At 61.9% G+C, this 14,056-nt stretch carries 14 protein-coding genes; all 14 read left to right on the top strand.

Going from position 1 to position 14,056, the window contains the following annotated elements; all coding sequences use genetic code 11:
* Positions 1 to 25 precede the first annotated feature (25 nt).
* From V6Z53_RS04520 to V6Z53_RS04455, 14 genes are read left to right on the top strand one after another with little or no spacing between them, the layout of a single operon-like run.
* Positions 26 to 760 (top strand): glycosyltransferase family 2 protein, encoded by a 735-nt coding sequence (locus V6Z53_RS04520; RefSeq protein ID WP_338584345.1) that lies wholly within the window; start codon positions 26 to 28, stop codon positions 758 to 760.
* On the top strand, positions 757 to 1,698 hold the full coding sequence (locus V6Z53_RS04515) for a glycosyl transferase (protein ID WP_338584344.1): 942 nt from the start codon (positions 757 to 759) through the stop codon (positions 1,696 to 1,698). The genes V6Z53_RS04520 and V6Z53_RS04515 overlap by 4 nt, the downstream gene beginning before the upstream one ends.
* Positions 1,679 to 3,223, top strand: a complete 1,545-nt coding sequence (locus V6Z53_RS04510) for an aromatic amino acid ammonia-lyase (protein ID WP_338584343.1) — start codon at positions 1,679 to 1,681, stop codon at positions 3,221 to 3,223. The genes V6Z53_RS04515 and V6Z53_RS04510 overlap by 20 nt, the downstream gene beginning before the upstream one ends.
* Positions 3,216 to 3,641: an acyl-CoA thioesterase gene (locus V6Z53_RS04505; RefSeq protein WP_338584342.1), complete on the top strand. Its 426-nt coding sequence runs from the start codon at positions 3,216 to 3,218 to the stop codon at positions 3,639 to 3,641. Before V6Z53_RS04510 ends, V6Z53_RS04505 begins: the two co-directional genes overlap by 8 nt.
* A complete protein-coding gene (locus V6Z53_RS04500; protein WP_338584341.1) occupies positions 3,638 to 4,342 on the top strand; it encodes an outer membrane lipoprotein carrier protein LolA in 705 nt (234 codons plus the stop codon). Before V6Z53_RS04505 ends, V6Z53_RS04500 begins: the two co-directional genes overlap by 4 nt.
* Positions 4,326 to 6,665, top strand: a complete 2,340-nt coding sequence (locus V6Z53_RS04495; RefSeq protein WP_338584340.1) for an MMPL family transporter — start codon at positions 4,326 to 4,328, stop codon at positions 6,663 to 6,665. Before V6Z53_RS04500 ends, V6Z53_RS04495 begins: the two co-directional genes overlap by 17 nt.
* On the top strand, positions 6,662 to 7,822 hold the full coding sequence (locus V6Z53_RS04490; RefSeq protein ID WP_338584339.1) for a sodium:proton antiporter: 1,161 nt from the start codon (positions 6,662 to 6,664) through the stop codon (positions 7,820 to 7,822). Before V6Z53_RS04495 ends, V6Z53_RS04490 begins: the two co-directional genes overlap by 4 nt.
* The gene (locus tag V6Z53_RS04485; RefSeq protein WP_338584338.1) at positions 7,809 to 9,056 is read left to right on the top strand and encodes an NAD(P)/FAD-dependent oxidoreductase; all 1,248 of its coding nucleotides are present in this window, start codon (positions 7,809 to 7,811) and stop codon (positions 9,054 to 9,056) included. The genes V6Z53_RS04490 and V6Z53_RS04485 overlap by 14 nt, the downstream gene beginning before the upstream one ends.
* On the top strand, positions 9,053 to 9,778 hold the full coding sequence (locus V6Z53_RS04480) for a class I SAM-dependent methyltransferase (protein WP_338584337.1): 726 nt from the start codon (positions 9,053 to 9,055) through the stop codon (positions 9,776 to 9,778). Before V6Z53_RS04485 ends, V6Z53_RS04480 begins: the two co-directional genes overlap by 4 nt.
* Complete coding sequence (locus V6Z53_RS04475) at positions 9,778 to 10,377, top strand: hypothetical protein (protein WP_338584336.1); 600 nt, start codon at positions 9,778 to 9,780, stop codon at positions 10,375 to 10,377. The genes V6Z53_RS04480 and V6Z53_RS04475 overlap by 1 nt, the downstream gene beginning before the upstream one ends.
* Positions 10,374 to 11,570, top strand: coding sequence for a beta-ketoacyl-[acyl-carrier-protein] synthase family protein (locus V6Z53_RS04470; protein WP_338584334.1), 1,197 nt, complete (start codon positions 10,374 to 10,376; stop codon positions 11,568 to 11,570). Before V6Z53_RS04475 ends, V6Z53_RS04470 begins: the two co-directional genes overlap by 4 nt.
* Entirely contained in the window at positions 11,567 to 12,040 is a 474-nt protein-coding gene (locus V6Z53_RS04465) for a hotdog family protein (RefSeq protein ID WP_338584333.1), read from the top strand. Before V6Z53_RS04470 ends, V6Z53_RS04465 begins: the two co-directional genes overlap by 4 nt.
* Positions 12,037 to 12,765, top strand: a complete 729-nt coding sequence (fabG, locus tag V6Z53_RS04460; protein ID WP_338584331.1) for a 3-oxoacyl-ACP reductase FabG — start codon at positions 12,037 to 12,039, stop codon at positions 12,763 to 12,765. The genes V6Z53_RS04465 and fabG overlap by 4 nt, the downstream gene beginning before the upstream one ends.
* Positions 12,765 to 13,991, top strand: coding sequence for a beta-ketoacyl-ACP synthase (locus V6Z53_RS04455; RefSeq protein WP_338584330.1), 1,227 nt, complete (start codon positions 12,765 to 12,767; stop codon positions 13,989 to 13,991). Before fabG ends, V6Z53_RS04455 begins: the two co-directional genes overlap by 1 nt.
* The last annotated feature ends 65 nt before the right edge of the window (positions 13,992 to 14,056 follow it).

Genomic DNA, 14,056 nt, shown 5'->3' with positions numbered 1-14,056 from the left:
AGAGGTTTTGTGGAGACATCGTCTCATGCATAGCCCCTGCGCAGTCATCCCCGTCTACAACCACGAAACCGCGATCACCACCGTGGTCGACGCGCTAATCGCCAGCAACCTGCCGTGCATTCTGGTGGACGACGCCAGCAGCCCGGCGTGCGCCAGAGTGCTCGATCGACTGGCCCAACGCGAAATGGTCTACCTGATCCGCCTCGCTGCGAATGAGGGCAAGGGCGGCGCGGTGATGACCGGCCTGCGCGAAGCGTCGCGTCTGGGCTTCAGCCACGCCTTGCAGGTGGACGCTGACGGCCAGCATGACCTGCAAGATGTGCAGCGGTTTATCGAGCACTCGCGCGCCCACCCTTACGCGGTGATCTGCGGCTATCCGCAGTACGACGCCAGCGTGCCCAAGGGTCGCCTGTACGCCCGCTACCTGACCCACGTCATGGTCTGGATCAACACCCTGTCGTTGCAGATTCGCGATTCCATGTGTGGCTTCCGTGTTTATCCGTTGCCACCGGTTCTGGCGTTGATCGACACCGCGAAGATCGGCAAACGCATGGATTTCGACTCGGACATTCTGGTGCGCCTGGCCTGGCGCGGGCAGCCGATGCAGTGGCTGCAAACCAAGGTTCATTACCCGCTGGACGGTGTTTCGCATTTCCGCATGTTCCACGACAACGTGCTGATTTCGAGCATGCACACCCGACTGTTCTTCGGCATGTTGTTGCGCTCGCCGATGATCCTCTGGCGACGGTGGCGCGCATGAACGCAGAAAAGCAACACTGGGCCGATCGCGAAGAACGCGGCAGTTTCTGGCTGATGAAATTCACCGCACTCGCCGCCAAAGTGCTCGGTCGCCGGCTGTTGAGCCCATTGCTGTACGGCATCGTCCTGTACTTTTTTCTGTTCGGCCGCAGCGCCCGCCATAGCGCCTGGCAATACCAGCAACGGCTCGCCGACTGGAGCGGTCGCAGCGAATTGCGCCCGACCCATTGGCGGGTGTTCGGCCAGTTCATGGCCTTCGCCGATTCCATGCTCGACAAGCTCGACGTGTGGAACGGCAAGCTGAGCATCGAGCAAATCGAAATCATCGACCCGGCGCTGCTGCGCAACCAGTTGCGCGGTACACGCGGGCAGATGCTGGTGGGCGCGCACCTGGGCAATCTCGAAGTCTGCCGCGCTCTGGCCGAGATCGGCGAAAAGGTCACCATGAACGTGCTGGTGCACACCAAGCACGCCGAACAGTTCAACCGTTTGCTGGGCGAGGCTGGTGCAACCAATCTGCGCCTGATCCAGGTCAGCGAACTGGACCCGGTGATCATGCTGCAACTGCACGAACGCCTGGAGCGCGGCGAGTGGCTGGCGATTGCCGGCGACCGCGTGCCGCTGCATGGCGGGCGCAGCGTGACCGTGGACTTCCTGGGTTACCCGGCAAAATTTCCGCAGGGGCCGTGGCTGCTGGCCGGCCTGTTGAAATGCCCGATCAACCTGCTGATGTGCCTGAAGAAGCCCGACGGTGATTATCGCCTGACCATTGAGCCGTTCGCGGACTCGATAACGTGGAAGCGCAGCGACCGCGAGCAGGTCATTCATCAGTGGGCCTCCCGCTATGCCAAGCGCCTGAGTCACTATTGCCTCGACGCGCCCCAACAATGGTTCAACTTTTACCCTTTCTGGAAGACCGATGACGACGTCAACGCTTGAGCCGGTAACCTTCGGCGAACTCCCTTTGCGCATCGAAGACGTGCTGGCCCTGGCCAACCGTCAGGCGCCGACGCAGTTGCAGAGCGACCCTGCGTACCGCGAGCGCATTGCCAAAGGCGCACGGTTCCTCGATTCCCTGCTGGACAAGGAAGGCGTGATCTACGGCGTGACCACCGGCTATGGCGATTCTTGCGTGGTGGCGGTGCCGCTGCATCACGTCGAGGCACTGCCGCAGCATCTGTACACGTTCCACGGCTGCGGGCTGGGCAAAATGCTCGATGCCCAAGCCACCCGTGCGGTGCTGGCGGCGCGTTTGCAGTCGCTGTGCCACGGCGTTTCCGGAGTGCGCGTTGAGCTGCTGGAGCGCCTGCAAGCGTTCCTCGAACACGACATTCTGCCGCTGATTCCGGAAGAGGGTTCGGTGGGTGCCAGCGGTGATCTGACGCCACTGTCCTACGTCGCCGCCACGTTGTCCGGTGAACGCGAAGTGATGTTCCGCGGCGAACGCCGCCAGGCTGCCGACGTGCATCGCGAACTCGGCTGGCAGCCGCTGGTGCTGCGTCCGAAAGAAGCCCTGGCGCTGATGAACGGCACAGCCGTGATGACCGGCCTCGCCTGCCTGGCCTTCGCCCGCGCCGATTATTTGCTGCAACTGGCCACGCGCATCACCGCGCTGAACGTGGTCGCCCTGCAAGGTAATCCCGAGCATTTCGACGAACGCCTGTTCGCCACCAAACCGCATCCAGGGCAGATGCAAGTCGCCGCGTGGCTGCGCAAGGATCTGGCGATCGATGCGCCGACCGCGCCGCTGCATCGCCTGCAAGACCGCTATTCCCTGCGGTGTGCGCCACACGTGCTGGGCGTGTTGGCCGACAGCCTGAACTGGCTGCGTTCGTTCATCGAGATCGAGCTCAACAGCGCCAACGACAACCCGATCATCGACGCCGAAGCCGAACGTGTGCTGCACGGCGGGCACTTCTACGGCGGCCACATCGCATTCGCCATGGACAGCCTGAAAAACCTCGTGGCCAATGTCGCCGACTTGCTGGACCGGCAGCTCGCGTTGCTGGTAGACGAGCGTTACAACCACGGTTTGCCGAGCAACCTGTCCGGCGCAACGGCCGAGCGCGCCATGCTCAATCATGGCTTCAAGGCCGTGCAGATCGGCACCAGCGCCTGGACCGCCGAAGCGCTGAAAAACACCATGCCGGCCAGCGTGTTTTCGCGCTCCACCGAGTGCCACAACCAGGACAAGGTCAGCATGGGCACCATTGCCGCCCGCGATGCGATCCGTGTTTTGGAGCTGACAGAACAAGTCGCCGCCGCCACGTTGCTCGCCGCAAACCAAGGCGTCTGGCTGCGCGGTCAGGCCGCAGAGGCGCGACCGTTGCCGCCAGCGCTCGCGGCCATGCATGAAGAGCTGCGCAAGGACTTCCCGCCGGTCATCGAAGACCGCGCGCTGGAAGGCGAATTGCGCCTGTGCCTGCAACGAATCGCCAAACAACACTGGAGGCTGCATGCGTAGCAAGGGAGTGCTGCACACCGATACGGAAATCCTCGTGCCGTTCTTTGACGTCGACAGCATGCACGTCGTCTGGCACGGCCATTACGTCAAATACCTGGAAATCGCCCGCTGCGCGTTACTGGACAAGATCGGCCACAACTACACCGCGATGTCCGAGTCGGGCTACGCCTGGCCGGTGATCGACCTGCAGCTGCGCTACGTGCGCGGCGCGGTGTTCGGTCAGAAACTGAACGTGCGCGCCAATCTGGTGGAGTGGGAGAACCGGTTGAAGATCAACTACCTGATCAGCGACCTGGAAACCGGTGAACGCCTGACCCGCGCGGTTTCCGTGCAGGTCGCGGTCGACATGAGCAATCGCGAGATGCAACTGGCTTCGCCGAAGGTCTTCACCGATGCGGTAGAGAGGGCCCTGCCATGATTATCTGCCGCCCCCGTTCCCCTGTGGGAGCGAGCCTGCTCGCGATGGTCGTTAACGATGACGCTGGGCACCTGACACTCCGTGGTGTTCTCAGGTTTTTCGCGAGCAGGCTCGCTCCTACAGTGTTCTGCGTGTTGCTGGGCATTCCTGGGTTGGCCAACGCTTTCGACCTGCAACAACTCAGCGATCAACTGGCCAAGCCCGATGTCATCCACGGCAGCTTCATCCAGGAAAAACACCTGCGCGCCCTGCCCCAGCCGCTGACCAGCAAAGGCACTTTCGTCCTGGCGAAAAACCACGGTCTGCTGTGGCTGCTGAAAACACCGCTGCAACAGGATTACCGCATTACCGACAAAGGCATTGCCCGGCGGGATGCCGCCGGTTGGCAAATGCTGCCGGGCAAGAGCGCCGGCGCCGAGCAGAACCGCTTGTTCCTCGCCGTGCTGCAAGGCGACAGCAGCGGCCTGCAACGGGATTTCGAATTGTCGCTAAGCGGTGACGCAAAGAACTGGAAGCTGACGTTGCTGCCGCGCTCAATGTTGCTCAAGCAAGTGTTCAACCAGATCAACATTACCGGTGGCGAACTGGTGCACAGCATCGAACTGCTGGAAACCCAGGGCGACAGCACCTTGTTGCGCATGCAGGACAGCACCAGCGCCCAACCGCTGAGCGACGCGGAGCAACATGACTTTGCCCAGTGAACGCAGGCTGCCGTGGCTGTTCCTGATCCTGCTGCTGGCAGTGCTGGCGCTCGCCGGTTGGCAATGGCGTAACGGCGCTCCGCTGTCCGCCAACCTGATGGAACTGGTCCCCGGCACCGCGCCGGACGCGTTGGAACTGCGCGCCGAACAGCGCATGCAGGAGCCGTTGAACCGCGAAATGCTGGTGCTGGTCGGCCATAAGAATCGTGAACAAGCCATCGCCATGGCGCAAAAGCTGGGCGATCAATGGCAAGCCAGCGGCCTGTTCGAAAAGGTCCAGTGGAACCTGCAAGCCGACTTGCCGGCACTGCGCACGCAGTTGCTGCAAGGTCGATTGGCAATGTTGTCCGCCGATGACCGGCAGCAGTTGATCGAACATCCCGACGCCTTTATCCAGCAACGCGTTCAGGCGCTGTTCGACCCCTTCACCGGTTTCAGCCTGGTGCCGAGCCAGGATGATTGGCTGGGCCTGACCGGACGCATCCAGAACAGCCAGCCACAGCACGGCGCGGTGCAACTGGACATCGGCAGTGGCGCGTTGATTGCCGATGCCGACGGCAAGAGCTGGGTGCTGCTGCGCGCACGAACCACCGGTAACGCCTTCGACATGAACCTGCCGCTGCAAGTGGCCGACCTGCTCCAGTTCAGTCGCGAAGAAGCAGCCAAGGCTGACGTTCAACTGCTGGCCGCCAGCGGCTTGCTGTACGCAGCCAACGGCCGGCGACAGGCGTCCCGCGAAATGACCTGGGTCGGCGGCGGTGCCACGGTCGGCATCCTGTTGTTGCTGTTGCTGGCCTTCCGTCGTTGGCGCGTGCTGCTGGCGTTTGTTCCGGTGCTGGTGGGCATGCTGTTTGGCGCGGTGGCCTGCGTGGCGTTGTTCGGTCATATGCATGTGATGACTTTGGTGCTTGGTTCGAGCCTGATCGGCGTCGCCGTGGATTACCCGCTGCATTACCTGTCCAAAAGCTGGAGCCTGAAACCCTGGCACGCCTGGCCGGCGTTGCGTCTGACCTTGCCGGGCCTGACCCTGAGCCTGATCACCAGCGCCATCGGTTACCTGGCCCTGGCCTGGACACCGTTCCCGGCGCTGACGCAGATTGCGGTGTTCTCCGCTGCCGGTTTGCTCGGTGCTTATTTGTCCGCCGTATGCCTGCTGCCAGCGTTGCTCAAAGGCGCCGATCTACGTCCGGCGCAATGGCCGCTGCGGGTTTCCGAGTTTTTGCTGGGGCGCCGCGAAGCACTGCTCAAACACCTGAGTACACCCGTCCTGCTGGCCCTGCTGATTGCCTTTTGCATCGGTGGACTTTTGCAGCTCGAAACGAAAAACGACATCCGCCAATGGGTCAGCGCTCCACAGCAATTGACCGACGAAGCGCAGACCATCGCGCGGATTACCGGTTATCAGCCCACCAGCCAGTTCTTCCTGGTGCAAGGCGCCAACCAACAGCAATTGCTCGAACGATCGAGCGCCTTGAGTGAGCGTCTGGATCAGTTGGTCAACCTGGAAAAACTCCAGGGCTATCTGTCGCTCAACCAATTGGTAGGCCAGCCAAGCGATCAGCAACAAGTCCGCGAAGCCTTGGGCAAGCTGCCGCAGTTTTGGCAGCCGCTGCTGGATGTCGGCGTGCCGGTCGAAGCCCTGCAAGCGGAATTGACCAAGCTTCAGGCTCTGCCCGTTGAAGACATCGACGCAGCACTGGCCGGACCGCTGGCGGAACCTTATCGCCTGTTGTGGCTGGGGCCGACTGATGACGGCGTGGCGGCGATGGTCAGCCTGCAAGGCATCAACAACCCGACCTTGCTGCAAGTCCAGGCTGAGGATTTGTCGGGCGTAGTGCTGGTGGATCGACTGGGCGAGCTGAACAGCGTCTTCGCCGCCACCCAGATCAGCGCCGCCGAACTGAAACTCGCCTCCTGCGTGCTGATCGTCCTCGTGTTGATCCTGCCATTCGGCTTTGGCGGCGCATTGCGCATCGTGTCCCTGCCGCTGCTGGCTGCACTGTGCAGTCTGGCCAGCCTTGGTTGGCTGGGGCAGCCGTTGACCCTGTTCAGCCTGTTCGGCCTGTTGCTGGTGACGGCAATCAGCGTCGACTACGCGATCCTCATGCGCGAACAGGTCGGCGGCGCCGCCGTGAGCCTGCTGGGCACCTTGCTGGCGGCGCTGACCACATGGTTGTCGTTCGGCTTGCTGGCGGTCTCAAGTACGCCAGCGGTAAGCAACTTCGGCCTGTCGGTGAGCCTGGGCCTGATCTTCAGCTTCCTGCTCGCCCCATGGGCCGGTCGACAAGTGCATGCACTCCCCGTCACAGAGCCGGCAGCATGATGATCGCGCTGTTTTGGGCGATGGCCCTGGCGCTGTTCGCGGTGGCGACCCGCGTTGGCCGCCACTTCGGCCTGATCCCGATCGTCAGCCAATTGCTCTTGGCGACCATCGGGTTGCCCCTGCTGATGTACTTCTGGATCGAGCCGCAATGGCAACTGAGCGGCGCGACACTGGTGTCGCCGGACTGGCTGAAAAACCTCTACAGCCTGAGTTTTGCGTTGCTGCTGGGCTACATCCTCAGCGACGTGATCGATCTGCAACTGGATCGCCAGAGCCTGAAAATCGCCTTGCCGAGTTTCTGCATTCCGTTTGCCTGCGGCCTGGTCACGGCGGTCTGGCTGTTGCCGCCGCAACCGTGGATCAGCTCGCTGGCAGTCGGCCTGCTGTTCGCCATTACCGCGATCCCGGTGTTGTATCTGTACCTGCGGCATATCGATTACCCGCCCGCCGCCACCCGGCGACTGGTGCAAACGGCGATCCTGATCGACCTCGCCTGCTGGACCCTGTTCGCCTTGGCCCAAGGCAGCCTGCATCTAAGCAGTTTGTTGCTGCCCTTGGTTGGCGCGTGCCTGCCGGTGTTGCTGCGGCTGCTCGGCCTGCGCCAGTTGTGGCTGTACAGCCTGGGCTTCTTCGCACTGCTGGTGGTCGCTGAACACTACAAGCTCAATGCACTGATTTTCGGCATCGGTTATGTACTGATCATGGCTGCGCTGAAGGCACCGTTGGTGTTGCCGCTGCCGGCGATCTGGATGAGCCGCTTGCAAACGTACATTGCCATTCCGCTGATCCTCACCTTCGGCATTGTGCAGATCAACGTGCACAGCGCGATGGACAGCCTCGGCTGGCTGCAACTGACAGCTCTGCTGCTGTTGCCGATTGCCAGCAAATTGCTCGGCAACTGGATCGGCCTCGGCTGGGCCGGCGCCTCGTTCCAGGGCGCCAGTCGTTGGCGAGAAAGTGTGCTGCTGAACATTCGCGGTTTGAGTGAGATCGTCTTTCTCAACCTGCTGCTGCAACAACAGCTGATCAGCCCGGCGCTGTACTTTGCGCTGATGCTGATGGGCCTGATCGCGACACTGCTGCCGGCACTGGCCGGCATGCACCGGATTCCCCTGAAAGCTGCCGGCCCGGCAAGGAGCCCCCATGCCAACCGTTGAAATGCAACGCCGCACGATCGTGGTCATCGGGGCCGGTCCTTCCGGAGCCATCGCCGCCGCACTGCTCAAGCGCAAAGGTCACGACGTGTTGTTAATCGAGCGTCAGCATTTCCCACGGTTTTCCATCGGTGAAAGCCTGCTGTCGCACTGCCTGGATTTCGTCGAAGAAGCGGGCATGCTTGACGCCGTCAACGCAGCCGGGTTCCAGGTGAAAACCGGGGCAGCGTTTGCCTGGGGCGAGCGCTACAGCACCTTCGATTTCGGTGACACATTCACTCAGGGCAAGCCGACGACTTTTCAGGTGCAGCGCGCCGACTTCGACAAACTGCTGGCTGATCAGGCTGCGCTGCAAGGCGTGGAAATTCGCTACGGCGAAACCATCGTCAGTGTCGATATCGATCAGGCCAGACCGCTGCTCGGTGTTCAGCGCGAAGACGGTAGCGAGTACCGCATCGAAGCTGACTTCATGCTCGACGCCAGTGGCTATGGCCGCGTCCTGCCGCGCTTGCTCGACCTGGAGGCACCGTCGAATTTCCCGGTGCGTCAGGCCGTGTTCACCCATGTCGAAGACCATATCGACAATCCGAATTTCGACCGCACGAAAATCCTCGTCACCACCCATCCGACCCAGCGCGATGTGTGGTTCTGGACCATACCCTTCAGCAACGGCCGCTGCTCGGTCGGCGTGGTCGCGGCAGCGGAGCATTTCGAGGGACGCTGCGACAATCTGGACCATTGCCTGCGCGGCTTTATCGCCGAAACGCCCAGCCTTGCAGGCGTACTGGAAAATGCCGCTTGGGACACGCCGGCGCGCACCATTGGCGGTTACTCGGCTAACGTCAAAACCCTGCACGGTCCGGGTTTCGCCTTGCTGGGTAATGCGGCGGAATTCCTCGACCCGGTGTTCTCCTCCGGCGTGACCATCGCCATGCGTTCGGCGAGCATGGCTGCCGGGGTTTTACACCGCCAGTTGCAAGGTGAAACGGTCGACTGGCAACGCGAGTTCGCCGAACCGCTAAAGCGTGGCGTCGATACCTTCCGCTGCTACGTCGAAGGCTGGTACGCCGGGACATTCCAGGATGTGATTTTTTACCCTGAAGGTACCGCAGACATCCGCCGCATGATCAGCTCGATCCTCGCCGGTTATGCCTGGGATGAGCGCAACCCGTTCGTCGCCGAACCCAAACGCCGACTGCGGATGCTGTCGGAACTCTGTGCAAGGAATGCCACATGAGCTATTTGAGCAACACGTACGTCGAAGAGACCCGTTTCGGGCTCTGGTTCCTGCGCAGCCGTACCTGGCAGCACTATGTGTTACGCGTGGCGATCAATGATTTGCGCAGCCTGTTCAGCGAAACGCTGCCCGGTAACCCGGTGCTGCTGGATGCCGGTTGTGGTCAGGGCAAGTCATTCCGCTATCTGCAACAGACCTTCATGCCCGAGCGTCTGATCGGCGTGGACGCCGACCCGCACAGCCTGAACCAGAGTGGCGAAGAAGCGGTCAACCAGGGTATTGCTGTGGAGTTGATCGGCAGCGATTGCGCGACGCTTGCCGTGCCCGATGCCAGCGTCGATCTGCTGTTCTGTCATCAGACGTTCCATCATCTGGTCGAGCAGGAACAGGCACTCGCCGAGTTCTATCGCGTGCTCAAGCCCGGCGGTTATCTGCTGTTCGCCGAATCCACCGAGGCTTACATTGATACCTGGGTGATTCGCTGGCTTTTCCGCCATCCGATGCACGTGCAGAAAAGTGCCGCGCAGTATCTGGAGATGATTCGCCACCAGGGTTTCGAATTCAGCGCGCAAAACGTGTCTTATCCGTACTTGTGGTGGAGCCGCGCCAAGGATTTCGGCCTGCTCGAACGCTTGGGCCTGCGCCAGCCGAAACCCTTTGGCCAGCGGGAAGAAACCCTGGTCAATGTGGTGGCGCGCAAGCCGTTGGAAGGTGTTGTGTGATGCTAATTGCCGAACGCATAACCTGTGGGAGCGAGCTTGCTCGCGATGGCGGTGGGTCAGTCAACCGGTATGCCGACTGTGACGCCGCCATCGCTAGCAGGCTAGCTCCCACATGGATCACCGGCATTCTGCTACTCGGCGTGGCCCTGTTGCTCAGCGCCTGCGCCAGTCAGGCGCCGCTGCCCGAGCAAACGCCGAGCCTGGCGCTACCTTTGCAATTGCACATCCAGCGCCTGCAAGCCGAACAGCGTCAGGACTGGGTGCTGGTCATCCAGCGTGAAGAACCTGGCATTCGCTGGTCGATGATGGACTTGCTGGGTATTCCGCAGGCACGCCAGAAACTGGTGGGTAACCAATGGAAGGCTGATGGCCTGCTGCCGCCGAATCCGGAAGCCCGGGAATTGTTCGCAGCGTTGCTGTTTGCGCTGACTCCACAAGATGAACTGTCAGGCAACTACCCCACCGCCTGGCAACACGGGATGCAACGTTCGCTGCCAGAGCGCTGGGACGTTCACTACTCACGACCATTGAGCTTCGAATTGAACCTGCCCAAAGGCCCGAACTATCAAATCACACCCCTGAGCGGTGACACCCCATGACGGCCTACCTGAACGCGCTCGGGGTGATCTGCTCCCTGGGCCGCGACAAGCAGGAAGTCGCGCGCAACCTGTTTGCCGGCGATTGCTCCGGCATGCGCAGCGAAGCCGGTTGGGTGCCGGACCGGTCGTTGCCGGTGGGCGCGGTGGATGGCGAATTGGCGGCGATCCCCGCCGAGCTGACCCGACAACGCAGCCGCAACAACCAACTGTTGCTCGAAGCCGCCCTGCAAATTCGTCAGGACATCGACCAAGCGATTCAGACTTACGGTCACCATCGCATCGGCGTCGTGCTCGGCACCAGCACCTCTGGCATCGACGAAGCCAGCCAGGGCCTGGCCCATTACGTTCGTGAACACCAATTCCCGCCAGAGTACGACTATCAGCAACAGGAACTCGGCGCACCGGCGGACTTCCTTGCCGACTGGCTGCAATTGAGCGGCCCGGCGTATGTGATTTCCACTGCCTGCACCTCCAGCGCCCGTGCGCTGATGAGCGCCCAGCGTCTGCTCGATCTGGGCATGTGCGACGTAGTGTTGTGCGGCGGGGTCGACACCCTGTGCAAGCTGACCCTCAATGGTTTTTCAGCGCTGGAAGCGGTGTCCGGACAGCGCTGCAATCCGTTCTCGGTGAACCGCAACGGCATCAACATCGGCGAAGCAGCGGTGCTGTTCCTGATGAGCAAGCAGGCGGGTGACAGCCAACCGATCGCCCTGTTCGGCAGTGGCGCCAGCTCCGATGCGCACCACATTTCTGCACCAGAGCCCACGGGGCGTGGCGCCCAACAGGCAATGCGCAAGGCGTTGAGCCGGGCCAATCTGCAACCTGAACAGATCGCCTACCTGAACCTGCATGGCACTGCCACCCAGCACAACGACGCCATGGAAAGTCAGGCAGTGGCCGCACTGTTTCCGGCCGGTGTGCCCTGCTCGTCGACCAAACCCATGACCGGCCACACCCTCGGCGCGGCTGGCGCGCTGGAGGCTGCGTTCTGCTGGTTGAGCCTGAGCGCAGACAATTGCGAGCATGCGTTACCGCCGCATATCTGGGACGGTCAGGCAGACCCCGAACTACCGGCCCTGAAATGGGTGACCCCGGCCGATCGCCTGGCGTCCACAAGACCTCGCTACCTGATGAGCAATTCCTTCGCCTTCGGTGGCAACAACGTCAGCCTGATTATCGGAGACGCCCCATGATTGACTGGCCGCTCGCCGAACTGCTGCCCCACGCTGGCGACATGATCTTTATCGATCAGATCCTGGCGTTCGATGAAGAGCAGATTCACACCCGCCTCACCGTCAAACCCGATGGTCTGTTCAGTCGCCCCGATGGCAGCCTGCCGGCCTGGGTCGGTATTGAGCTGATGGCCCAAAGCGTGGCCGCCTTCGCCGGCTGCCATGCGCGCCAGCGCGGCGATGCGGTGGAACTTGGCTTCCTGCTCGGCAGCCGCAAGTTCGAATGCAACGTCGAAAGTTTTCCGGCCGGCACCGAGTTGACCATCCACGGGATCCGCTCGCTGGAAGACGACAACGGCATGGGCGTGTTCGAATGCCACATCAACGCGCCGGGCATTCACGCCACCGCCCGTCTGAACGTGTATCGCCCGCCTCAGGCGGCCCACTATCTTCATGAACCCCTCAGCTCTTCACAAGGAGCCCAGCCATGACTGAATCCGTACTGGTCACCGGTTCCAGCCGTGGCATCGGCCGCGCCATTGCCTTGCGTCTGGCCCAGGCCGGGCATGACATCGTGCTGCATTGCCGCAGCGGCCTGACCGAGGCCACGGCCGTACAAGCCGAAATCGAAGCCTTGGGACGCAAGGCGCGCATCCTCCAGTTCGACGTCTCCGACCGCGCCGCCTGCAAAGCGATACTTGAGACCGATGTGGAAACCCACGGCGCCTATTACGGCGTGGTGCTCAACGCCGGGCTGACGCGTGACGGTGCTTTTCCGGCACTGAGCGAGGATGATTGGGATGTGGTGATGCGCACCAACCTCGACGGTTTCTACAACGTGCTGCACCCGGTGATGATGCCGATGATCCGTCGTCGAGCCGCCGGGCGAATTGTCTGCATCACCTCGGTGTCCGGCTTGATCGGCAACCGTGGCCAGGTCAATTACAGCGCCTCCAAGGCCGGGCTGATCGGCGCGGCCAAGGCATTGGCGATTGAGTTGGGCAAGCGCAAAATCACCGTTAACTGTGTCGCCCCCGGCTTGATTGACACAGCCATGCTCGACGAAAATGTGCCAGTGGAAGAACTGATGAAAATGATCCCTGCACAACGCATGGGCACCCCTGAAGAGGTGGCCGGCGCGGTGAATTTCCTGATGTCGGCGGAAGCCTCGTACATCACCCGGCAGGTTCTGGCCGTCAATGGAGGCCTGTGCTGATGAAGCGCGTCGTCGTCACCGGCATGGCCGGCATCACGTCCCTGGGCAGCGACTGGGACACCATCGTCTGCAACTTTGCGTCCAACCGCAGCGGTATCCGCCGCATGGACGAGTGGGATCGCTTCACCGAACTCAATACACGTCTGGCCGGCCCTATCGATGACTTCAAGGTGCCGAGCCACTGGACGCGCAAGCAACTGCGCAGCATGGGCCGGGTATCACGACTGGCGGTCGGCGCGGCAGAACAGGCCCTGACCGACGCCGGATTGCTCGGTGACGAATCGATCAAGGACGGGCGTATGGGCGTCGCCTGCGGTTCATCCACCGGCAGCACCGACGAGATCAAGGCGTTCGGCAACATGCTGCTCAACTCGGTGGCCGAGGGCCTGAACGCCAACTCTTATGTACGCATGATGCCGCACACCACGGCGGCGAACATCAGCATCTTCTTCGGTCTCACCGGCCGACTGATCCCCACCTCCAGCGCCTGCACCAGCGGCAGCCAGGGCATCGGCTATGCCTACGAAGCGATCAAGTTCGGCCGCCTGCCGCTGATGCTCGCCGGTGGCGCCGAAGAGCTGTGTCCGACCGAAGCCATGGTCTTCGACGCGCTTTACGCCACCAGCCTGAAAAACGACACCCCGCAGCTATCCCCACGCCCTTATGACAGCGGCCGCGATGGCCTGGTGATTGGTGAAGGCGGCGGCATGCTGGTGCTTGAAGAACTGGAACACGCCTTGGCGCGCGGCGCGCACATCCACGCCGAGATCGTCGGTTTCGGCAGCAACGCCGACGGCCAGCACACCACCCGTCCCGAACAAGTCACCATGCGCCGGGCTATGGAACTGGCGCTGGAAGACGCCGGGCTACAACCGTCGGACATCGGCTACGTCAACGGTCACGGCACCGCTACCGAACAGGGCGACATCGCCGAAACCCAGGCCACCAGCAGCCTGTTCGGCGAACACATGCCGATCAGCTCGCAAAAAAGCTTCCTCGGCCACACCCTCGGCGCCTGCGGTGCACTGGAATCCTGGTTCAGCATCGAAATGCTCAACCGCGATTTGTACGTGCACACCCTGAACCTCGACGAAGTGGACCCCCACTGCGGCAAGCTGGATTACTTGCGTGGCGAGTTTCGGCAGATGAGCAATCGGTACGTGATGAACAATAATTTTGCGTTTGGCGGGGTAAATACTTCGCTTATTTTCAAGCGCTGGTCGTAGCGCCAAAAACGACTAAGGGCGCCTTTCGGCGCCCTTTCACAAACAGGTCGGCTTGTCATCGCCCT

The sequence above is a fragment of the Pseudomonas sp. MAG733B genome, from assembly GCF_036884845.1.
In the GTDB taxonomy this organism is placed as follows: Bacteria; Pseudomonadota; Gammaproteobacteria; order Pseudomonadales; family Pseudomonadaceae; genus Aquipseudomonas.
The sequence above is the reverse complement of the archived record's forward strand: the minus strand, read 5'-3'. Positions and strand labels throughout refer to the sequence as shown.

Bases quoted from the DNA above. Each gene is read 5' to 3' on its own strand.
- V6Z53_RS04500 (WP_338584341.1), top strand. From the start codon at position 3,638: ATGATTATCTGCCGCCCCCGTTCCCCTGTGGGAGCGAGCCTGCTCGCG.
- V6Z53_RS04475 (WP_338584336.1), top strand. From the start codon at position 9,778: ATGCTAATTGCCGAACGCATAACCTGTGGGAGCGAGCTTGCTCGCGAT.
- V6Z53_RS04510 (WP_338584343.1), top strand. From the start codon at position 1,679: ATGACGACGTCAACGCTTGAGCCGGTAACCTTCGGCGAACTCCCTTTG.
- V6Z53_RS04455 (WP_338584330.1), top strand. From the start codon at position 12,765: ATGAAGCGCGTCGTCGTCACCGGCATGGCCGGCATCACGTCCCTGGGC.
- V6Z53_RS04515 (WP_338584344.1), top strand. From the start codon at position 757: ATGAACGCAGAAAAGCAACACTGGGCCGATCGCGAAGAACGCGGCAGT.
- V6Z53_RS04495 (WP_338584340.1), top strand. From the start codon at position 4,326: ATGACTTTGCCCAGTGAACGCAGGCTGCCGTGGCTGTTCCTGATCCTG.
- V6Z53_RS04505 (WP_338584342.1), top strand. From the start codon at position 3,216: ATGCGTAGCAAGGGAGTGCTGCACACCGATACGGAAATCCTCGTGCCG.
- V6Z53_RS04485 (WP_338584338.1), top strand. From the start codon at position 7,809: ATGCCAACCGTTGAAATGCAACGCCGCACGATCGTGGTCATCGGGGCC.
- V6Z53_RS04470 (WP_338584334.1), top strand. From the start codon at position 10,374: ATGACGGCCTACCTGAACGCGCTCGGGGTGATCTGCTCCCTGGGCCGC.
- V6Z53_RS04490 (WP_338584339.1), top strand. From the start codon at position 6,662: ATGATGATCGCGCTGTTTTGGGCGATGGCCCTGGCGCTGTTCGCGGTG.
- V6Z53_RS04480 (WP_338584337.1), top strand. From the start codon at position 9,053: ATGAGCTATTTGAGCAACACGTACGTCGAAGAGACCCGTTTCGGGCTC.
- V6Z53_RS04465 (WP_338584333.1), top strand. From the start codon at position 11,567: ATGATTGACTGGCCGCTCGCCGAACTGCTGCCCCACGCTGGCGACATG.
- V6Z53_RS04520 (WP_338584345.1), top strand. From the start codon at position 26: ATGCATAGCCCCTGCGCAGTCATCCCCGTCTACAACCACGAAACCGCG.
- fabG (WP_338584331.1), top strand. From the start codon at position 12,037: ATGACTGAATCCGTACTGGTCACCGGTTCCAGCCGTGGCATCGGCCGC.